This is a genomic window from uncultured Parvibaculum sp. (assembly GCF_963975745.1).
GTDB lineage: Bacteria > Pseudomonadota > Alphaproteobacteria > Parvibaculales > Parvibaculaceae > Parvibaculum.
The window spans coordinates 1-18,552 of the sequence record NZ_CAXBIB010000012.1 but is presented as its reverse complement, the minus strand read 5'-3'; the positions used below and the strand labels follow the sequence as shown (position 1 = coordinate 18,552).

The following is an 18,552-nucleotide window of genomic DNA, read 5'->3' as shown; positions in this document are numbered from 1 at the left end:
TGGACCAAACGCCGCATACGGAGGGTTTGTACACAGCACGTCGGTGACGCCTCCGGGCGGCACAGATTATGCGCAAGGAATAGGCGCCGCAGCTGTGACACGAACACAGGTCACAAAACTCTATGTATTACAATGACTTAGAAACAGGGCGGTTTTTTGTCCCTGTCACAAATCCTAATTATTACAAGAAGTTGACGTCTCCGGGCGTCTCGAAACCGGAAAGTGTCAACACACTTATCCACAGGCGCCGCCAGGCCAGCCGCCCTTGTCGATGCTATACAGACCGAAATGGACGAGACCGAACACAAACCGGCCAGAGAGCCCGCCAATCCTGAAGCCGGCGCCGGGAGGCATGGCCATGCGAACAGGACGGGCGTGGCTTTGATTGCGGCCAAGGTCCGCCTGCTGCCCGACAGTCCGGGCGTCTATCGCATGTATGACGCCAGCGGCGAGTTGCTTTATGTCGGCAAGGCCCGAAGCCTGAAGAAGCGTGTGGCGAGCTACACCAAACTGGCCGGACAATCGAACCGCATCGCCCGTATGATTGCGATGACGGCGCAGATGGAATTCATCACCACGGCGACCGAGACCGATGCGCTGCTGCTCGAAGCCAACCTGATCAAGCGGTTGAAGCCGCGCTACAATGTGCTGATGCGGGATGACAAGTCCTTCCCGCATATCTTGCTGACCGGCGATCACGCATTTCCGCAGGTACTGAAACATCGTGGCGCACGCAGCCGGCAAGGTGATTATTTCGGCCCCTTTGCCAGCGCCGGTGCGGTCAACGCAACCCTCAACGCGCTGCAAAAGGCCTTCCTGTTGCGATCCTGCTCCGACAGCGTCTTTGAGAGCCGAACGCGCCCCTGCCTGCTGTTCCAGATCAAACGCTGCAGTGCGCCGTGCACGGGCGAGATTTCCGGCGAGGCCTATGCTGAACTGGTCGCGGAAGCGCGCGATTTTCTGAAGGGCCGCAGCCGCAAGACGCAGCAACAACTCGTACGGCTGATGGACGAGGCGGCCGCCAATCTCGACTATGAAGCCGCAACGATATATCGCGACCGCATCCGTGCCTTGACGCAAGTGCAGCAGCATCAGGGCATCAATCCTCAGACCGTGTCAGAGGCCGACCTGTTCGCGGCCTGGACGGAAGGGGGCCAGATCTGCATCCAGGTCTTTTTCATCCGCGCCGGCCAGAACTGGGGCAATCGTGCCTATTTTCCGCGCCATGACCGCGATTTGCCGACTGAAGAGGTGCTGGATGCCTTTCTCGCCCAGTTCTACGAGGACCGGCAACCACCGCGCATGGTTTTGCTGAGTCACGACGCTCCGGGCAAGGCGCTGCTCGCCGAGGCATTGACGATCCGTGCCGGCCGCAAGGTGGCGGTGGGCGTGCCCCGTCGCGGCGAAAAGCGCGAATTGATCGAACATGCCATGACCAATGCCCGCGAGGCTTTGGGCCGCCGGCTGGCCGAGAGCTCCAGCCAGCGCAGGCTGCTGGAAGGCGTGGCCGAGGTCTTCGGACTGGAACAGGCGCCGGAACGCATCGAGGTCTACGACAACAGCCATATTCAGGGCTCAAAGGCTGTTGGGGGAATGATCGTGGCCGGGCCGGAGGGATTCATGAAATCCCAGTACCGGAAATTCAACATCAGGGACGCGGAGATGGCGGCCGGCGACGACTATGCCATGATGCGCGAAGTGCTGACCCGGCGCTTCACGCGGCTCCTGAAAGAAAATGACGGCGACGGCAACGCTGCCGACACGGGGCCGGAGGAAACCCGTCCGGATGCCGCATGGCCCGATCTCATCCTGATCGACGGTGGCGCCGGCCAGTTGAAGGTCGCGCTCGAAGTCCTGAGCGAACTCGGCATCGACAGTGTGACGGTCGTCGGCGTGGCCAAGGGACCCGAACGCGATGCGGGTCGCGAGCGCTTTTTCATGGCGGGGCGGCGCGACTTCATGCTCGAACCGCGCAATCCTGTACTTTACTATCTACAGAGACTGCGCGACGAAGCGCACCGCTTTGCAATCGGTAGCCACCGCGCGCGCCGATCGAAAGCCATCGGCACCAATCCGCTGGACGAAGTGCCGGGCGTCGGGCCGGGCCGAAAACGTGCACTTCTGAAGCATTTCGGATCCGCTCGCGCCGTCGCCCGCGCCGGACTCGCCGACCTCGAATCGGTCGATGGCATCAGTACCCGGGTCGCTCGCGCCGTTTATGATCATTTCCACGGGAATCCGGACGGCACGGCTTGATAACCGCCGGCCTGTTCGCGACATTGGGCGTTGGGATGCTAGAATATAGGTATAACAAGACACGGAGCCAGAAATGGCGACCAGCCTGCCGAACCTGCTGACCTATTTCCGCATCGCACTCGTGCCGGCGGTCGTGGTCTGCTTCTACATCCCCGGAGATGCCGGCCATTGGGCCGCTTTGGCTCTCTTCGTCATCGCCGGTGCGACAGATTTCTTCGATGGCTATCTGGCGCGCGCCTGGGAGCAGCAGTCAAACCTCGGTCGGATGCTCGATCCCATCGCCGACAAGCTTTTGGTTGCCGTCGTGTTGATTGCGCTGACATGGCAGGATGTTATTGCCGGATTCTCGCTCTGGGCAGCGATCATCATTCTTTGCCGGGAAATACTGGTCTCGGGTCTGCGTGAATTTCTGGCCGAGTTGCGCGTCAGTGTACCCGTGACGCAACTGGCAAAATGGAAAACGGCGATCCAGATGGTGGCGCTGGGATTTCTGCTGGCAGGTCCGGCCGGCGACAAGGTTTTTCCGGGTATCACCGAAATGGGCATTACCCTGCTCTGGGCTGCGGCCATACTGACGCTCTACACCGGCTATGACTATTTTCGGGCCGGAATCCATCATCTGACGGACGAAACGCCGAAGCGGCGCGAGCCGTCGGCTGCGGCCAAACCGGCTGCCGAGCAGGATGGATGCGCGTGAAGCTGCTCTATTTTGCGTGGGTGAAACAAAGGACCGGCCTTGCCGAAGAAGACGTGGTGCTGCCCTCCGATATTCACGACGTCCATGGCCTGATCGCCTGGCTGAAAGCGCGTGGCGAAGGCTACGAGGCGGCATTTGCAGATATTGGTGCGATCCGCTGCGCCGTCGATCAGGAACATGGGGACCTCGACACGCCGATCGCAGGAGCAAGCGAAGTTGCCTTCTTCCCGCCGGTAACAGGTGGCTGAGCGCATGATCCGCGTACAGACCGGAGATTTCGATATCGGCGCCGAAGTCGAGGCATTGACCAGGAACCGCGCCGATATAGGCGCGGTCGTGACTTTTTCCGGCCTCGTCCGCGATGCAAGCGGCGGCAGCGCCGTCACATCAATGGACCTCGAACACTATCCCGGCATGACGGAGAAGGAACTCGCCCGCATTGAGGCCGAAGCCCATGATCGCTGGCCGCTGCAGGCGACATTGATCGTGCATCGCGTCGGCCGGCTGGCGCCCGGCGACAACATCGTCCTCGTCGTTGCAGCTTCGGCACATCGCAAGGCGGCATTCGAGGCCGCGGCATTCTTGATGGACTACCTGAAAACAAGGGCGCCTTTCTGGAAGCGGGAGGTCGGCCAAGGCGAGAGCCGCTGGGTCGATGCGCGGGAGGATGACGACAGGGCGGCCGAAAAATGGCGTGACTGAACGCCAATGACGAAGGGCGGCCGAAGGGCCGCCCTTTTCAATTTGACTTCGGAGCCCGCTAGGCGGTCGCAGCCTTTGCTGCCACCTTCGGATTGACGGCCGCCATATAATCCTCGAACAGCGTCGCGGTGATGACGCCAGGCGTAAACCGGTGCGGGCCGATCTCGCCGACCGGCGTCACTTCAGCAGCCGTACCGGTGATGAAGCATTCGCTGAAGTTCGACAACTCGTCCGGCATGATATGTCGTTCGACGATTTCATAGCCGCGCGCCTTTGCCAGCGCGATGACGGTCTGCCGCGTAATACCGTCGAGGAAGCAATCCGGGGTCGGCGTGTGAATGACGCCGTCCTTGACGAAAAAGATGTTCGCGCCCGTCGCCTCGGCGACATAGCCACGATAATCGTACATCAGCGCGTCTGCATAACCCTTGTTCTCGGCCGCATGCTTGGAGATCGTGCAGATCATGTAGAGGCCGGCGGCCTTCGCCATCGACGGCGCGGTTTCCGGCGAGGGGCGCTTGTATTTCGCAATGTCGAGGCGAATGCCGGCCTTGCGTTGTTCCGGATCGAAATAGGACGGCCATTCCCAGGCCGCAACGGCGAAATTGATGCGGTTCTTCTGCGCGCTGACACCCATCATTTCGCTGCCGCGCCATGCAACCGGCCGGACATATCCGTCGACTAGCTTCTGCGCCTGAAGCGCCGCGCGGCACGCCTCGTCGATCTCTTCAACCGAATAGGGAATCGTGAAGCCGAGAATTTCAGCCGACTTGATCAAACGCAGGGAATGCTCGCGCAGCCTGAAGATCTCGCCGCCATAGGCACGGCAGCCTTCGAACACGCTGCTCGCATAATGCAGACCATGGGTCAGCACATGCACCTTGGCATCGGCCCAGGGAACGAGTTCGCCGTTGAACCAGATGAAGCCGTCGCGTTTGTCGAAAGGAATGTCTGCCATGACCTGATTTCCTGGTATTTCCGCGCCGTGCGGGCTTTCGCCGTTGCCGACAGCACCCTCTCCCGCCCTTGCGGTCCCGCTTCTCGGGTTTGCCGGAGGCAGATTTACGCGGCAATCGTTTATTATACTGACAGTATAGTGACAGGAAGATTCGACGCTTCTGGCCTTGCCGCGCATTCTGTCTCAAGCGATTGGCAAGAGGTAGCACTCTGGTAAAAATATGTCAACATGGCTGACATAAAATGACGACGATTGCGAAATCGATGGGGAAAACCCAGACGAAGCGCCCGCTGGCGCCGGAAACGTCCATGCCGGACGCGAACACCGGAACCACGGCGGATCGCCTGACGGAAGCGATCGAACTGCTCTTCTTCGCTTATCGCGACTTCATCAGCGACCCCGACGCGATCCTGAGCGAGTATGGATTCGGCCGTGCCCATCACCGCGTGGTGCATTTTGTGGGCCGCAATCCGGGCATCACCGTGGCCGAACTGCTGGACATCCTGCGGATCACCAAGCAGAGCCTGGCCCGGGTGCTGAAGCAACTGATCGAACGTGGATTCATCGAACAGGAAACAGGCAAGCAGGACCGCCGGCAGCGCCTGCTTTTCCTGACGGTAACGGGCAGGGAACTCGAACAACGCCTGGCGGCACCACAGCGGATGCGCGTCGCCACGGCAATGGAGAAGGCCGGGCCCGATGCAGATGCGGCATGGCGAGCCATTCTCCTGGCATTGGTGAACGAAGAGGATCGTGCGGAAGTCGAAGCCCTGATCGCAAAGACCTCGGCAGGCTGAACGGCAACGCCGGGAAGGTTCACAGGTGACGACGGAAACCAAGATCGACAGTCCAGACCGGACGGCAGACAAGCCGATGCCCGCAGACGATGCGCCGCACATTCTGGTGGTCGACGACGACCGCCGCATCCGGGAACTGCTGAAGCGCTATCTCACGGATAATGGTTATCGCGTAACCGCGGCCGAAAATGCGGCCGAGGCACGGGCGCGGCTCGCCGGACTGTCCTTCGACCTGCTGGTTCTCGACGTGATGATGCCCGGAGAAAGCGGACTCGACCTGACGCGCGATCTGCGCCGCAATTCGACAGTGCCGATCCTGATGCTGACCGCGCGCGGCGAGGCGAGCGACCGCATCGATGGGTTGGAACGCGGCGCGGACGACTATCTCGCCAAACCCTTCGAGCCACGCGAACTTTTGTTGCGCATCGGCACCATCCTGCGGCGCGCGCAGGCGCCGGGAACGGTGCGCCATGACGAGGTTTCGCTGGGCTCGTGCCGCTTCAACGTCACCCGTGGTGAACTCTGGAACGGCGACGTCCAGATACGGCTGACAACGCGCGAGGTCCAGCTTCTGCGGCTGTTTGCCGCCAGCCCCGGCAAGCCACTGTCGCGCATGGACCTCTGCGACAACGAGGCCGCCGAACGCTCGATCGATGTCCAGATCAACCGGCTACGGCGCAAACTCGAAAGCGATCCACGAAACCCGGTGTATCTGCAGACCGTGCGCGGCGAAGGCTACGCGCTGATGCCCGATTGAGACCGGTCGACATGCAAACAGGAAAGTCAATGAACGCGCATTCGGAGCGCAAGACGGCGGCGCCGATGGCATGGCATCCGTTTCAGGTGATCAAACGGCTGATGCCGCGTGGCCTCTATGGCCGCTCGCTGATCATCATTGTCGCGCCGATGGTGCTGCTTCAGTTCGTCGTGACCTATGTATTTCTGGAGCGACACTGGCAACTCGTGACACAACGATTGTCTGCGAAAACGGTCGCAGAGGTTGCCCTGATACTCGCCGAATTCGAGGAAAACCAGTCGCCGCAGCAGGCGGCGAAGATCGCCGCACGAGTGAACGCACATATCGGACTGCCGGTCGCCTTTCTCGATGGCGAGGTTCTGCCGGAAACGCCCTCATCGTCCGGCAGCCTGCTCGACGAATCGCTCAATGACGAACTGCGTCTGCGCATCGCGCGACCTTTCTGGATCAATACCTCGCAATATGACAAGTATGTGGACATCCGGATTGCCTACAATGGCGGTGTCATGCGCGTCCTGACGCCGGCGTCACATGTCTATGCGTCGAACTGGCATATCTTCCTTGTCTGGATGTTTGGCACGTCGGTCGTTTTGATCATTGTCGCGATCGTCTTCCTGCGAAACCAGATCCGCCCGATCGAACGTCTGGCCGAAGCCGCGACATCCTTCGGCATGGGGCGCGACGTGCCGAGCTTCCGGCCACAGGGCGCAGCCGAAGTACGGAGTGCTGCCCAGGCCTTTCTCGACATGCGTGCCCGCATCCAGCGCCAGATCGAACAGCGCACGGCAATGCTGGCCGGTGTCAGCCACGATCTGCGAACACCGCTGACCCGATTCAAGTTGCAACTCGCAATGTTGGGGGAAGGTCCCGAAATCGAGGAGCTGCGCGCCGACATCGCCGAGATGGAACGGATGCTGGAGGACTATCTCGCATTCGCCCGCGGACATCAGGGCGAGACATCCGAGGAGACGGATCTGGCCGAGCTCATCGAAGAGGTGCGCGGCGATGCGCAGCGAAAGGGTCACGAGCTGCGGCTGGAACTGCATGGCGACCTCGTCCTGCCGCTCCGGCGGCACGCCTTCAAGCGCTGCCTCACCAATATCGTCGACAATGCCTGTCGGCACGCGGCACATGTCTGGGTAACGGCAATTCGCGATTCCGACGAAGCCGGCGATGGCGGCGGCATCGATATCATTGTCGACGACGATGGCGTCGGCATCCCCGACGAACAGCTCGAGGAAGTCTTTCGTCCGTTCTACCGGCTCGACGCGGCCCGCAATCTCGAAGATGGCGGCTCGGGCCTCGGACTGGCAATTGCACGCGACATTGCGCGTGGTCATGGTGGCGACATTCTACTCGCCCGGAGCCCGATGGGCGGCCTGCGGGCTGTCATCCATGTGCCGGTCTGACGACTTGATGCCGTTGTCGCCACGTATCGCAGAATAAGTCAGCAATATTGACATTTATCGCAATAACTGCATATTTTCAAGGTGTTTTTGGCAGCAGGGTCACGACTGAAGTCATCATGACAACGCCCGACATGGTCACCCGCTGGCAGGCTGCCTGGGAAAGTCTCGATCCCGCTCGGATCGAGGCGATCTATGCGTCCGGCGCCATCCATATGAGTTCGGTTGTTGCTGAGCGGATGAAATGTTCAGACGGCACTTTACGGGGACGGGCGGAGATTCGCGCCTATGCCGAAGCTTCCACCGCCCGGCTCAAAAGCTTCAAGGCAGACATTCTCAGTGTGATTGCCGACGCAAAGGACGGCACGGGGAGAGCCTCGGTCGAGTATTGGCGCATTCTTGACGGCGATGAGAAGCGCCGCGCCCGCGTCGTCGAGATTCTCGAGTGGGAAAACGACAGGGTCACGGCCTGCCGCGTCTTTCATTTCTGACGGCTCACGCCGCCGCTTCACGCCGTCCAAATCGCGACAGCCGCTCAATCAGCGCCTCGCCACGGCGCAGCCTGCGATCAAGCTCCGCCATCGTCCGGGCCTGGTCGTCGCCGTCTTCAAGCCACGTACGGAAAACAGCCCCCCAGATCAGCGCAATCCCCCGAACACGCATCGCGCCGGCAAGACCCGAACTGTCGATGCCTGCAGCTTCGAGCATCCAGCCCAGCGATTGCAGCATCGCTCGCACCAGACCCGCCGCCGCCACCGGGTCGCGTTGCATATCCCGGGAGATGCGTTTCAGTGCCGGCTTGTAGGGGGCGAGCGTGTCAAAACGCATCATCAGCACATCGAACAACCGGTCCCGTGCCGCTTCATCCGACAGGTCCTCCGCCGAAGCCGCCTTCAATACTGCGGCGTCAATGCGCCGGCTGAACGCGGCGAGAATTTCGCTTTTCGAGGCAAAGAAGCCGGAAAGCACGGGCAAGCCAACCCGCGCCGATTTCGCAATGTCGGCCAGTGACAGGACCGACCACCCGCGCGACGCTGCAAGCTTCAGCGCCGCATCGATGATTTTATCCTCGGGATCGCGCTTGGCGGCCATGTCTCGTTCCTCGATACGCATGAGCAACGAAAGATAGGGCGTTCGCGCAGGTTTGACGAGGGCGGCGGCCTATTTGCCGAGCTCGCGTGCCCGGTCCCGCGCCGCCAGCGCCGCCCGCCGCATCAGCGGCGACAACCCGCCCTCGCCCATCAGCACATCGAGCGCAGCCGCGGTCGTGCCGCCCGGCGAGGTCACATTGGCACGCAGCTGCGACGCCGTCTCCGGCGAGCGGTGCAGCATCTCGCCCGACCCGCTGACCGTCTCGCGCGCCAGCTTCATGGCCATCGCCGGATCGAGACCCAGAGCCTCGCCCGCTGCGGCGAGGCACTCCACCATGTAGAACACATAGGCGGGGCCGCTTCCGGAAATCGCCGTCACCGCGTCGATTTGCGCCTCGCTCTCGACCCACCCCACCTCGCCCACGGCGGCAAGCAGTGCATCGGCTATGTCGCGCTGCTGCTGTGTCACCCGATCATTGGCACAGGCAATGGTGATGCCGCGACCGATCGCCGCCGGCGTATTGGGCATGGCACGCACAGCATGCACCTCGGCACCCAGAAGTTCCTTGAGGCGGTGAAGACTCGTGCCAGCGGCAATGGAAATGAACAGCGTTTCGGGGGCGGTGAGAAGCGCGAGTCCCGGCAGCACCTCGCCCATGGCCTGCGGCTTGACGGCGATCAGCACAACCGCCGGCTTCGCTGCAGCGATGTCGTGCACCGGCGCATTCAGCGCAATGTTTCTCACAGTCACGATCTGGCCGATCTCGGGCGACGGCGCGGGATCGAGCACATAAACCTGCGCCGGTGAAAGCCCCTTGTCGAGCCAGCCCGAAAGAAGCGCGCCGCCCATCTTGCCGGCGCCCATCAGGACCAGCGGACGCTCGAGAGAAAGAGTCATGGCTGAAACCGTCTTCTGATTGAAATGGCCGGAACCGGACAGGCCGGGATCAGGCGCGGCCTTGCGTCTCGAACATGGCCGCCGCGATCGCTTCCTCGGCCGACTTTCCCGCCCACATGACGAACTGCATGGCCGGATAATAGCGCTCGCAGGCCTCGACGGCGAGACGCAGCAGCGCCTCGCATTGCTCGGGCGTCGCCGCGGCGCCGCCGCACAGCAGGAGGCTGTTGCGGAACAGTACGACACCGTCTTCGGACCAGATGTCGAAATGGCCCGACCAGAGCTGCTCGTTGATCAATGTCAGGAGATGACGCATGACCGGCCGTTTTTCGGGATGCACGCGCAGATCGAGCGCACAGGCCACGTGAAGGCCGGACAGGTCATCGCGCCAGTTGAGCGAGATCTGGTAGTCGCGCCAGTCGCCCGCGACACAGATGTTCAACTCGTCCTCGTGGCTCCGCTCGAAAAACCAGTCGCGAACGGACGCCACCTGTTCCAGTAGATCGAGAGGATTGCCGTCGAATTCCACAGCCTCGGCGACGGTGCCTTTCATTCGTTCCCCCGCATCGGATGCCTCGGATCGGGGCCAAAACCCCATATCTAGTAGGCAGTCCTGCCCCTGAACACGATACCTAACCTGCATGATGCGTTGAGTCGGCGCAACCCTGAGGGAAGGATCGTCGGTCGAAAACGGGACAAAAGCTGTGGGAAACTGGCCGCTCCGATCAATCGCCGTCACTTGCAGCCGGCGCCGGCTTGGCGGGCTTCAGCTTCTTCGCCGCAAGCGCAGCTTCCAGCACCTCGATGCGCGTCTTGAGGGCTTCGTTTTCTTCCCGCGCGAGCCGGGCCATGGCCTGTACAGCCTCGAATTCCTCGCGGCCGACAAGGTCCATATCGGCCACCAGCCGCTCGGCCTGGGCGCGGATCAGCGTCTCGACCTCGGTTCGCACACCCTGCGCGGCACCGGCGGCATTGGTGAAGAGCCGCCCGAGTTCGTCGAGAATACGGTTCTGGGTCTGTGTCATTATCGGGTCTCCGGTTGCGGCTTCGCGATCGAGGATAGCGCCTCCCGGCCCGAAAGCGAACCGGACCGAACGACGCGCTCCGCCCGGCACCTTCCTTGACATGAAGTGACCCCGGGGCAAACTAGCGCGCCATCGCCCCTGAGGGGCCATATCGAGGCCGAATCCCATGCCATTCCCCGACATCGACCCGGTGCTGATCCAGATCGGTCCCTTCGCGATCCGCTGGTATGCCCTGGCCTATATCGCCGGTCTCATCCTGGGCTGGCGCTATGTCGTTGCGCTGGCCGAAACGCCGCGCCTCTGGCCCACCAGGTCGCCGGTGACGCGGCTCGACATCGACGATGCGCTGCTCTGGGCCGCGCTCGGCGTGATTGTCGGCGGCCGTCTCGGCTATGTGCTGGTCTACAATCCGGCCTACTACTTTCAGCACCCGCTCGAAATTCTCTATGTCTGGCAAGGCGGCATGAGTTTCCACGGCGGTGCCTTCGGCGTTCTCGTCGCGATGTTCTGGTTTGCCCGCAAACGCGGCTTCCCCGCCTTGACGATGATGGATCTGGTAAGCGCGGCAGCGCCGATCGGGCTCTTTTTCGGCCGCATCGCCAATTTCATCAATGCCGAACTCTGGGGCCGCGTCACGGATGTTCCCTGGGGCGTGGTCTTTCCGGGCGGCGGTCCCCTTCCGCGCCATCCGAGCCAGCTCTATGAGGCGGCGCTGGAAGGCGTGGTGCTGTTCCTGGTTCTCCGCCTGCTGACGCATCGCTTCGGCATGCTGCAGAAGCCGGGCGTCGTGATGGGTGGATTCATCGCCGGATATGGCGTCGCGCGAACCATAGTCGAATTCTTCCGCGAACCCGATGCACAGATCGGATTCCTGTTCGGCGGCTGGGCGACCATGGGTATGGCGCTGTCGGTGCCGATGGCCCTGATCGGCGCCGCGATCATCTGGAAGGCGGCAACAGCCGACGCCGCAACGCCCAAGCCCAAACGGAAATGAGCAGCGGCCGCACGGCGCTCGCCCGCCACATTGTGCGCCTGATCGAGGAGACGGGCCCGATCCCGCTCTCGCAATACATGGCGCTCGCGCTCGGGCACCTCGAACACGGCTACTACATGACGCGCGACCCGCTGGGCATGCGCGGCGATTTCATCACTGCACCTGAAATCAGCCAGATGTTCGGCGAACTGATCGGCCTCTGGCTGGCCGATTCATGGATGGCGCAGGGTGCGCCGAAATCCTTTGTACTGGCAGAGCTCGGCCCCGGCCGCGGGACGCTGATGAGCGATGCCTTGCGTGCCATGCGCGCCGTTCCAGACATGGTCGCGGCGGCGGAAGTGCATTTCGTCGAGACAAGTCCCGTGCTGCGCAAGGCCCAGAAAGACCTTGTGCCCCAGGCAATATGGCACGACCGCATCGACAGCCTGCCCGATCGGCCGCTTTTCCTGGTCGCGAATGAATTCTTCGATGCAATGCCAATCATCCAGTATCAGCGGACCGGGCGCGGTTGGTGCGAACGCCAGATCGGCCTGACAGATGGCAGACTCTCCCCGGTTCTCGCTCCCGTTCCCCTTGCCGGCGACAAGGGACTGCCGCCCGCGATGCGCGACGCGCCGTCAGGCGCCATTGCCGAAATTTGCCCCGCCGCGACGGCAATCGCCGAAACCATATCGTCGCGTATTTCCGCAAGCGGCGGCGCGGCCCTGATCGTCGATTATGGTCATCTCCGCAGCGCGCCGGGCGACACGTTGCAGGCCCTGCGCGGCCACCAATATGTCGATCCCTTCGACACACCTGGCGAAGCGGATCTGACGGCACATGTCGATTTCGAGATGCTGGCGCTGGCTGTCCGCGACGGCGGCGCACAAGCGCACGGGCCGGTCGAGCAAGGCGCCTTTCTTGCGGCGCTGGGAATCGAGGCGCGCGCGGCACGATTGCGCGAGAAGGCAACCGGAAGTCAGGCCCGCGACATCGATGCGGCGTTGCGGCGGTTGACCGCGCCCGGCGAGATGGGCAGCCTGTTCAAGGTTCTGGCCGTCACGCCACAGGGCGCGGCGGCACCCGCTGGATTTGTCTGAGGTAGCGCCGATGCTGACCGCAAAGCCCCTCGAAGTCGTTCCGCATATCCGGCACGGGTTCTTTACCCGGAAGGGCGGGGCGTCGAAAGGCATCTATGCGTCGCTGAATTGCGGTCTGGGCTCGGGTGACGACAAGGCGGCCGTGCGCCGGAATCGCGCCCATGTCGCACAGACGCTGGGCGTGGAACCGGACAATCTGGTCACTGTCCACCAGATTCACAGTGCCGATGTGGTCGAGGTGACGACACCCTGGACGTGGGAATCAGCGCCGCAGGCCGATGCGATGGTGACGGCCGCGCCCGGGATCGTATTGGGTGTGCTGGCCGCCGATTGTGCGCCGGTTCTGTTTGCCGACAAGAAGGCCCGCATTGTCGGCGCTGCCCATGCCGGCTGGAAGGGCGCCCTGACCGGCGTCATGGAGGCCACCATTGCGGCCATGGAAGGGCTTGGCGCAACGCGCGGCAGCATTGCGGCCGCGATCGGCCCCTGCATCTCGCGCGAAGCCTATGAAGTGGGTCCCGAATTCCGGAATCGCTTCATCGAGGCGGATGGCACCAACGCCAGATGGTTTACTGCCTCCGAAAAGCCCGATCATTTCATGTTCGATCTGCCCGGCTATGCCGAAGCCCGGCTTCATGCCGCCGATATCGGCGCCGTCGCCATGCTCGGCCATTGCACCTATACCGAGAAGTCCCGATTCTTTTCCTATCGCCGCGCGACGCACCGCGGCGAACCGGATTATGGCCGCCAGATATCGGCCATCATGCTGCGGCCGGAATAGACGACAGGCCGGCAACGGCGGTCCGAATCGGACTAGACTGCTCGATCAGAGGCGCCCGCCATTCGGGCAGGGCAATGGGGCATCCGGCGGTGCTGGCACAAACGCGAACAGATGTCAGGCAGAACGCTTCGGACTGGAAACGGTCCGGCGCGCACAGGCTGCGCGTGGGCACAGCCATCGCCATTTTCGCCATGGCGGCCTGTGCCGACGACGCAGCATCGGACCGCAATGCGCGTGTCAGCGAACCGGCCGGACCGGCGGTCGCGATGCCTGAGGTGGTGCCGGCGATCGCGATTGCCGCATTGAGCGGCGTACCCGCGGCAGAGGCCGAGATGTTTGCCGCGCTGTTGCGGGAAGAAGCTGCAAGGGCAAGGCTGCCGCTCGCAGGCGACGGCAGCGGCCGATATGAACTGTCCGGCGCCCTGGGTGCCGGCGGGAATGCAAACGGCACCTATGTCGTGACGGTGATCGATATGCACGACGCGCAGGGCGAGCGTGTTCACCGTGTCGTCAACGAGGAAAATCTGCCGCGCCGCGCCGGGAGCAACGATCCCTGGGCCGATATCGACAGCAACGATCTGCGCCGCATCGCGGCCGGCGCGGCCGCGCAGCTGGCCGCCTGGCACCGGAACGAAGCCGGCGGCGGGGTGCAGGCTGCAGTCGACACCGATAGTGGCATCGTGACCGGCAGCATCGCCGGGAACATGGCAGAACTGCAGCCGGACCGCCGGCCCTTTGAAATCATCGTCGGCGCAGCACCGGGCGACGGCAACGCGGCACTGACGCAGGCCCTCGACGGCGCGCTGGCGCGCCGCATGCCGACGGCGACATGGCTGCGCAACGAGGGATACCGGATCGAGGGCAGCGTCGTCACCGCATCGCGCCGCGATGGACGCACCGAAGTCTCGATCCGCTGGGTGGTCACTTCACCGGAGGGCAAGCGGCTCGGCGAGGTGAAACAGCGAAATGCCATCGAGGCGGCACGTGTTGCGGGGAGTTGGGGCAAGCTTGCCGAAACCGCGGCCGAGGCTGCCGCCGATGGTGTATTGGCGCTTCTCGCCGCACCTGCCGGCAAGTCCTGAATGTCGATACAGGGCGTAAAAACAGGCAATTTCGGGCACGGAGTTGCGTGTTTACAGGCCCCGGTCCCCTTGTTACAAGGCGCTCGCACCGTCACCGGACCGTCATGCTTCCGGCAGGATCGGCGGCGGCAATGTGAGACACAGGGGCGAAGGACGGGGTTCACGGCATGAAACTGGTCGCAGGCAATTCCAACCGGTCGCTTGCCGAAGCAATCGCCGCCTATCTGAACCTGCCCCTGACCAAATCGGTGGTCCGCCGTTTCGCCGACATGGAAGTCTTCGTCGAGATCCAGGAGAACGTCCGCGGCGAAGACGTCTTCGTGATCCAGTCGACCTCCTACCCGGCCAACGACCACCTGATGGAAACGCTGATCATCATGGACGCGCTGCGGCGCGCCTCGGCGCGGCGCATCACGGCGGTGATTCCCTATTTCGGCTATGCCCGGCAGGACCGCAAACCCGGCGCGCGCACACCGATTTCGGCCAAGCTCGTCGCCAATCTGGTGACAACCGCGGGCGCCGACCGCGTGCTGACGCTCGACCTGCATGCCGGCCAGATTCAGGGCTTCTTCGACATTCCGACCGACAATCTCTTTGCCGCGCCGGTGCTGACGCGCGACATCGAGCAGCACTACCCGACCAACGGCAATGTGATGATCGTCTCGCCCGATGTCGGCGGCGTGGTGCGCGCCCGCGCCATTGCCAAGCGCATCGGCGCCGATCTCGCCATTGTCGACAAGCGCCGCGAACGCGCCGGCGAGTCGGAAGTGATGAACATCATCGGCGACGTGAAGGGCCGCTCCTGCATCCTGGTCGACGATATCGTCGACTCGGCCGGCACACTCTGCAACGCGGCCGAAGCGCTGCTGAAGGAAGGCGCGACCGAGGTTTCGGCCTATGTGACGCATGGCGTTCTGTCCGGCGGCGCGGTCGCCCGCGTCTCGGCCTCGCAATTGAAGGAACTGGTGATCACGGATTCGATCCAGGCGACCGAGGCCGTCCGCGTCAGCCACAACATCCGCGTCGTCTCGATCGCACCGCTGATCGGCGAAGCGATGCGCCGCACGGCCGAGGAACGCTCGGTTTCGAGCCTGTTCGACTGAGCCCGGCCGCCGCCGCCCCCCTTCCCGCCCCCGGTTGAGTTTTGCCCGATTGGCGGCTATAAGGCCCGCAATCCCGCACTTCCACACCCCTGGAGGAGACTTGCGGGTCATCGCATGGGCCCTTAAGGCCCTGTTTTTATTGGAGATTTTGTCATGGCCGAGACCAAGATTCTCGCTGCCGAGACGCGCGAGAAAGGCAGCAAGGGGGCTGTCCGCTCGCTTCGTCGCGAAGGCCGCGTTCCCGCCGTCATCTATGGCGACAAGAAGTCGCCCGAACTGATCGCCATCAGCTACAAGGACGTCTATGCGCTCTACCGCACGGGCACCTTCATGAGCCATGTGCTCGATGTCGACATCAACGGCAAGAAGGAACGCGTGATTCCGCGCGACGTGCAGTTCGAACCCGTGCGCGACTTCATCATCCATGTCGATTTCCTGCGCCTCGGCAAGAACGCGACCGTCACCGTCGACGTGCCGGTTCACTTCCACAACCACGAAGCCTCGCCCGGTCTCAAGGCCGGCGGTGTGCTGAACATCGTGCGCCACGAAGTCGAACTGATCTGCCCGGCCGACGCGATTCCCGAGCAGCTCGACATCGACCTCAAGGGCTACGAGATGGGCGACTCGATTCATATTTCGGCCGTCACGCTGCCGGCCAATGTGAAGCCGACCATCACCGATCGCGACTTCACCATTGCGACCGTCGCCGCACCGGCCGCCGTCGTCTCGGCCGAAGCCAGCGCCGGCGAAGAAGCCAAGGCCGAGGAAAAGACGGAAGAGTCTTCCGAGAAGGAAGACTGATCCGCCTGAACTGAAAGGAGCCGGCGATGATCCTGCTCGTCGGTCTCGGCAACCCGGGCGAGAAATATGCCCGCAACCGCCACAATATCGGTTTCATGGCGGCGGACGCGATTGTCCGCCGCCATTCCTTTGCCGCGCCGCGCGCGCGCTTCCAGGGCCTTGTCGCGGAAGGCATGCTGGACGGCGAAAAGGCGATCGTGCTGAAGCCGACCACCTACATGAACGAAAGCGGGCGCGCCGTCGGCGAGGCGATGCGCTTCTACAAGATCGAGCCGGCCGAAGTCGTCGTCTTCCACGACGAACTCGACCTCGCCCCGGCCAAACTGCGCATCAAGACCGGCGGCGGCGCGGCCGGCCATAACGGCATCCGCTCGGTCGCGGCGCATATCGGGCCCGATTTCCGCCGTGTACGGATCGGTATCGGCCATCCGGGCGGCAAGGACCGCGTGCTGGGCGCGGTGCTGGGCGACTTCTCGAAGGCCGAGATGAGCGCCTGGGTCGAACCGCTGATCGAGGCGATCGCCGATGCCGCCCCGCTGCTGGCCGAAGGCAAGGACGCGACATTCGCCAACAAGGTCCATCTGGCGCTCAATCCCGAGCCGCCGAAGACGAAAAAGACCGACGACACAAAGAACGGAGACGCCTAGGCCATGGGTTTCAAATGCGGCATTGTCGGACTGCCCAATGTCGGCAAGTCGACGCTTTTCAACGCGCTGACGCAGACTGCCGCCGCGCAGGCCGCCAACTATCCCTTCTGCACCATCGAGCCGAATGTCGGCGAAGTCGCGGTGCCGGACCCGCGGCTCGACGAGCTGGCGCGCATCGCGAAGAGCAAGGAAATCATCCCGACGCGCCTGACCTTTGTCGACATCGCCGGTCTGGTGAAGGGCGCGTCGAAGGGCGAAGGGCTCGGCAACCAGTTCCTCGCGACGATCCGCGAGGTCGACGCGATCGCCTATGTGCTGCGCTGCTTTGTCGACGACGACATCACCCATGTCGAGAACCGCATCGACCCGCTGGCCGATGCCGAGATCGTCGAGACCGAACTGATGCTGGCCGATCTCGAAAGCCTCGAGAAACGCGCCGCGGCGGCCGAGAAGAAGGCAAAGACGGGCGACAAGGAAGCCAGACAGCTTTTCGATCTGATGTCGGTGGCGCTTGAACTTCTGCGCGAAGGCAAGCCCGCGCGCATGGCAACGGCGCAGGGAAGGATTTCCGACGAGGACATCAAGGCCTGGGAGGGCCTGAACCTGCTGACCTCGAAGCCGGTGCTCTATGTCTGCAACGTCGAGGAAGCATCCGCCGCGACCGGCAACGAATATTCGAAGGCGGTCGAGGCGCGCGCGAAAGCCGAAGGCGCGCAGGCTGTCGTGATCTCGGCCCGCATCGAGGAGGAGATCGCGCAACTGCCGGCCGACGACCGCAAGGAATATCTCGAAACGCTGGGCCTTTCCGAACCCGGCCTCGCGCGTCTGATCCGCTCCGGCTATGCACTTCTCGATCTGATCACTTACTTTACGGTGGGTCCGAAAGAGACGCGCGCCTGGACGATCACGCGCGGCACGCGTGCGCCGGCGGCCGCCGGCGTCATCCATACCGACTTCGAGAAGGGATTCATCCGTGCCGAGACGATCGCCTATGACGAATATGTGAAACTCGGCGGCGAACAGGGCGCCAAGGATGCCGGCAAGATGCGTCTTGAGGGCAAGGACTATGTGGTGCAGGACGGCGATGTGATGCATTTCCGCTTTGCCAATTGAGCGTCGGAAATGCCATCTGATCACACCTCTCAAGGGGCGGGGATAACCCGGTTTGTGACAGCGGAAATCGACAGCAGACCCCCCCCTCTGTCACGGAACTGTCAAAAAACTGTCACAAATGGAATTCGGAGCCTCGCGAAAAAAAGTAATCCCCGGTTCTGAGGAGGCGCGGCATTCGCGTGACGGCGATTCGAGGGCCGGACGAAAATAACTTATCCCCGGTTCCGGGAGCGGCGGAAAGCGCGCGGCGCGATTCGGCGGCTGAAAAAAACTTATCCCCGGGGGTTACAGAAACGACTTGCGATGACCGACCACCCTCCCCTTGGGGATTCCTCTGCAAAACACAGTGTGCTTTGGTCGTCAGA

At 62.9% G+C, this 18,552-nt stretch carries 21 protein-coding genes; 16 read left to right on the top strand and 5 right to left on the bottom strand.

Annotation, left to right across the window (positions count from 1 at the left end):
* The first annotated feature begins 288 nt into the window (after window positions 1-288).
* From uvrC to moaE, 4 genes are all read left to right on the top strand, one after another.
* Window positions 289-2,256: an excinuclease ABC subunit UvrC gene (uvrC, locus tag AAC071_RS10820; RefSeq protein WP_339832424.1), complete on the top strand. Its 1,968-nt coding sequence runs from the start codon at window positions 289-291 to the stop codon at window positions 2,254-2,256.
* A 73-nt stretch (window positions 2,257-2,329) separates the two neighbouring features.
* Window positions 2,330-2,953, top strand: coding sequence for a CDP-diacylglycerol--glycerol-3-phosphate 3-phosphatidyltransferase (pgsA, locus tag AAC071_RS10815; RefSeq protein ID WP_339832423.1), 624 nt, complete (start codon window positions 2,330-2,332; stop codon window positions 2,951-2,953).
* Window positions 2,950-3,201 (top strand): molybdopterin converting factor subunit 1, encoded by a 252-nt coding sequence (gene moaD / locus AAC071_RS10810; protein ID WP_339832421.1) that lies wholly within the window; start codon window positions 2,950-2,952, stop codon window positions 3,199-3,201. Before pgsA ends, moaD begins: the two co-directional genes overlap by 4 nt.
* A gap of 4 nt (window positions 3,202-3,205) precedes the next feature.
* Window positions 3,206-3,655 (top strand): molybdopterin synthase catalytic subunit MoaE, encoded by a 450-nt coding sequence (gene moaE, locus AAC071_RS10805; RefSeq protein ID WP_339832419.1) that lies wholly within the window; start codon window positions 3,206-3,208, stop codon window positions 3,653-3,655.
* Between the two features lie 58 nt (window positions 3,656-3,713).
* Here the strand turns inward: moaE and AAC071_RS10800 are convergent, their stop codons facing one another.
* On the bottom strand, window positions 3,714-4,613 hold the full coding sequence (locus tag AAC071_RS10800; RefSeq protein WP_339832418.1) for a branched-chain amino acid aminotransferase: 900 nt from the start codon (window positions 4,611-4,613) through the stop codon (window positions 3,714-3,716).
* A 308-nt stretch (window positions 4,614-4,921) separates the two neighbouring features.
* On the opposite strand from AAC071_RS10800, the gene AAC071_RS10795 reads away from it, so the two are divergent.
* The 4 genes from AAC071_RS10795 (at window position 4,922) to AAC071_RS10780 (ending at window position 8,064) form a co-directional block, all read left to right on the top strand.
* The gene (locus tag AAC071_RS10795) at window positions 4,922-5,410 is read left to right on the top strand and encodes a MarR family transcriptional regulator (protein ID WP_339832417.1); all 489 of its coding nucleotides are present in this window, start codon (window positions 4,922-4,924) and stop codon (window positions 5,408-5,410) included.
* 76 nt (window positions 5,411-5,486) lie between these two features.
* The gene (locus tag AAC071_RS10790) at window positions 5,487-6,167 is read left to right on the top strand and encodes a response regulator (RefSeq protein ID WP_339832574.1); all 681 of its coding nucleotides are present in this window, start codon (window positions 5,487-5,489) and stop codon (window positions 6,165-6,167) included.
* Window positions 6,168-6,196: 29 nt separating this feature from the next.
* Window positions 6,197-7,576: an ATP-binding protein gene (locus AAC071_RS10785; protein ID WP_339832415.1), complete on the top strand. Its 1,380-nt coding sequence runs from the start codon at window positions 6,197-6,199 to the stop codon at window positions 7,574-7,576.
* Between the two features lie 47 nt (window positions 7,577-7,623).
* Window positions 7,624-8,064: a nuclear transport factor 2 family protein gene (locus AAC071_RS10780; RefSeq protein WP_339832412.1), complete on the top strand. Its 441-nt coding sequence runs from the start codon at window positions 7,624-7,626 to the stop codon at window positions 8,062-8,064.
* 4 nt (window positions 8,065-8,068) lie between these two features.
* On the opposite strand, the gene AAC071_RS10775 is transcribed toward AAC071_RS10780, so the two are convergent.
* From AAC071_RS10775 to AAC071_RS10760, 4 genes are all read right to left on the bottom strand, one after another.
* A complete protein-coding gene (locus tag AAC071_RS10775) occupies window positions 8,069-8,665 on the bottom strand; it encodes a helix-turn-helix domain-containing protein (protein ID WP_339832410.1) in 597 nt (198 codons plus the stop codon).
* Between the two features lie 69 nt (window positions 8,666-8,734).
* Window positions 8,735-9,562 carry a pyrroline-5-carboxylate reductase gene (gene proC / locus AAC071_RS10770; protein ID WP_339832408.1) on the bottom strand — a complete coding sequence of 276 codons (828 nt, stop codon included), beginning with the start codon at window positions 9,560-9,562 and terminating at the stop codon, window positions 8,735-8,737.
* A gap of 49 nt (window positions 9,563-9,611) precedes the next feature.
* A complete protein-coding gene (locus AAC071_RS10765; RefSeq protein ID WP_339832406.1) occupies window positions 9,612-10,115 on the bottom strand; it encodes a YbjN domain-containing protein in 504 nt (167 codons plus the stop codon).
* Window positions 10,116-10,287: 172 nt separating this feature from the next.
* Window positions 10,288-10,587, bottom strand: a complete 300-nt coding sequence (locus tag AAC071_RS10760) for an accessory factor UbiK family protein (RefSeq protein WP_339832404.1) — start codon at window positions 10,585-10,587, stop codon at window positions 10,288-10,290.
* 166 nt (window positions 10,588-10,753) lie between these two features.
* On the opposite strand from AAC071_RS10760, the gene lgt reads away from it, so the two are divergent.
* The 8 genes from lgt (at window position 10,754) to ychF (ending at window position 18,187) form a co-directional block, all read left to right on the top strand.
* The gene (lgt, locus tag AAC071_RS10755) at window positions 10,754-11,581 is read left to right on the top strand and encodes a prolipoprotein diacylglyceryl transferase (RefSeq protein ID WP_339832402.1); all 828 of its coding nucleotides are present in this window, start codon (window positions 10,754-10,756) and stop codon (window positions 11,579-11,581) included.
* Window positions 11,578-12,660 (top strand): SAM-dependent methyltransferase, encoded by a 1,083-nt coding sequence (locus tag AAC071_RS10750; protein WP_339832400.1) that lies wholly within the window; start codon window positions 11,578-11,580, stop codon window positions 12,658-12,660. The genes lgt and AAC071_RS10750 overlap by 4 nt, the downstream gene beginning before the upstream one ends.
* A gap of 10 nt (window positions 12,661-12,670) precedes the next feature.
* Window positions 12,671-13,441 carry a peptidoglycan editing factor PgeF gene (gene pgeF, locus AAC071_RS10745; protein WP_339832399.1) on the top strand — a complete coding sequence of 257 codons (771 nt, stop codon included), beginning with the start codon at window positions 12,671-12,673 and terminating at the stop codon, window positions 13,439-13,441.
* A 164-nt stretch (window positions 13,442-13,605) separates the two neighbouring features.
* On the top strand, window positions 13,606-14,523 hold the full coding sequence (locus AAC071_RS10740) for a hypothetical protein (RefSeq protein WP_339832397.1): 918 nt from the start codon (window positions 13,606-13,608) through the stop codon (window positions 14,521-14,523).
* A 167-nt stretch (window positions 14,524-14,690) separates the two neighbouring features.
* On the top strand, window positions 14,691-15,626 hold the full coding sequence (locus tag AAC071_RS10735; protein ID WP_339832395.1) for a ribose-phosphate pyrophosphokinase: 936 nt from the start codon (window positions 14,691-14,693) through the stop codon (window positions 15,624-15,626).
* A 153-nt stretch (window positions 15,627-15,779) separates the two neighbouring features.
* The gene (locus AAC071_RS10730) at window positions 15,780-16,427 is read left to right on the top strand and encodes a 50S ribosomal protein L25/general stress protein Ctc (protein ID WP_339832392.1); all 648 of its coding nucleotides are present in this window, start codon (window positions 15,780-15,782) and stop codon (window positions 16,425-16,427) included.
* Window positions 16,428-16,453: 26 nt separating this feature from the next.
* Window positions 16,454-17,074, top strand: a complete 621-nt coding sequence (gene pth, locus AAC071_RS10725; RefSeq protein ID WP_339832391.1) for an aminoacyl-tRNA hydrolase — start codon at window positions 16,454-16,456, stop codon at window positions 17,072-17,074.
* Window positions 17,075-17,077: 3 nt separating this feature from the next.
* Window positions 17,078-18,187 carry a redox-regulated ATPase YchF gene (gene ychF / locus AAC071_RS10720; protein WP_339832390.1) on the top strand — a complete coding sequence of 370 codons (1,110 nt, stop codon included), beginning with the start codon at window positions 17,078-17,080 and terminating at the stop codon, window positions 18,185-18,187.
* The last annotated feature ends 365 nt before the right edge of the window (window positions 18,188-18,552 follow it).

Bases quoted from the DNA above. Each gene is read 5' to 3' on its own strand.
- uvrC (WP_339832424.1), top strand. From the start codon at position 289: ATGGACGAGACCGAACACAAACCGGCCAGAGAGCCCGCCAATCCTGAA.
- pgsA (WP_339832423.1), top strand. From the start codon at position 2,330: ATGGCGACCAGCCTGCCGAACCTGCTGACCTATTTCCGCATCGCACTC.
- moaE (WP_339832419.1), top strand. From the start codon at position 3,206: ATGATCCGCGTACAGACCGGAGATTTCGATATCGGCGCCGAAGTCGAG.
- AAC071_RS10800 (WP_339832418.1), bottom strand. From the start codon at position 4,613: ATGGCAGACATTCCTTTCGACAAACGCGACGGCTTCATCTGGTTCAAC.
- AAC071_RS10795 (WP_339832417.1), top strand. From the start codon at position 4,922: ATGCCGGACGCGAACACCGGAACCACGGCGGATCGCCTGACGGAAGCG.
- AAC071_RS10790 (WP_339832574.1), top strand. From the start codon at position 5,487: ATGCCCGCAGACGATGCGCCGCACATTCTGGTGGTCGACGACGACCGC.
- AAC071_RS10785 (WP_339832415.1), top strand. From the start codon at position 6,197: ATGAACGCGCATTCGGAGCGCAAGACGGCGGCGCCGATGGCATGGCAT.
- AAC071_RS10775 (WP_339832410.1), bottom strand. From the start codon at position 8,665: ATGGCCGCCAAGCGCGATCCCGAGGATAAAATCATCGATGCGGCGCTG.
- proC (WP_339832408.1), bottom strand. From the start codon at position 9,562: ATGACTCTTTCTCTCGAGCGTCCGCTGGTCCTGATGGGCGCCGGCAAG.
- AAC071_RS10765 (WP_339832406.1), bottom strand. From the start codon at position 10,115: ATGAAAGGCACCGTCGCCGAGGCTGTGGAATTCGACGGCAATCCTCTC.
- AAC071_RS10760 (WP_339832404.1), bottom strand. From the start codon at position 10,587: ATGACACAGACCCAGAACCGTATTCTCGACGAACTCGGGCGGCTCTTC.
- lgt (WP_339832402.1), top strand. From the start codon at position 10,754: ATGCCATTCCCCGACATCGACCCGGTGCTGATCCAGATCGGTCCCTTC.
- AAC071_RS10750 (WP_339832400.1), top strand. From the start codon at position 11,578: ATGAGCAGCGGCCGCACGGCGCTCGCCCGCCACATTGTGCGCCTGATC.
- pgeF (WP_339832399.1), top strand. From the start codon at position 12,671: ATGCTGACCGCAAAGCCCCTCGAAGTCGTTCCGCATATCCGGCACGGG.
- AAC071_RS10735 (WP_339832395.1), top strand. From the start codon at position 14,691: ATGAAACTGGTCGCAGGCAATTCCAACCGGTCGCTTGCCGAAGCAATC.
- AAC071_RS10730 (WP_339832392.1), top strand. From the start codon at position 15,780: ATGGCCGAGACCAAGATTCTCGCTGCCGAGACGCGCGAGAAAGGCAGC.
- pth (WP_339832391.1), top strand. From the start codon at position 16,454: ATGATCCTGCTCGTCGGTCTCGGCAACCCGGGCGAGAAATATGCCCGC.
- ychF (WP_339832390.1), top strand. From the start codon at position 17,078: ATGGGTTTCAAATGCGGCATTGTCGGACTGCCCAATGTCGGCAAGTCG.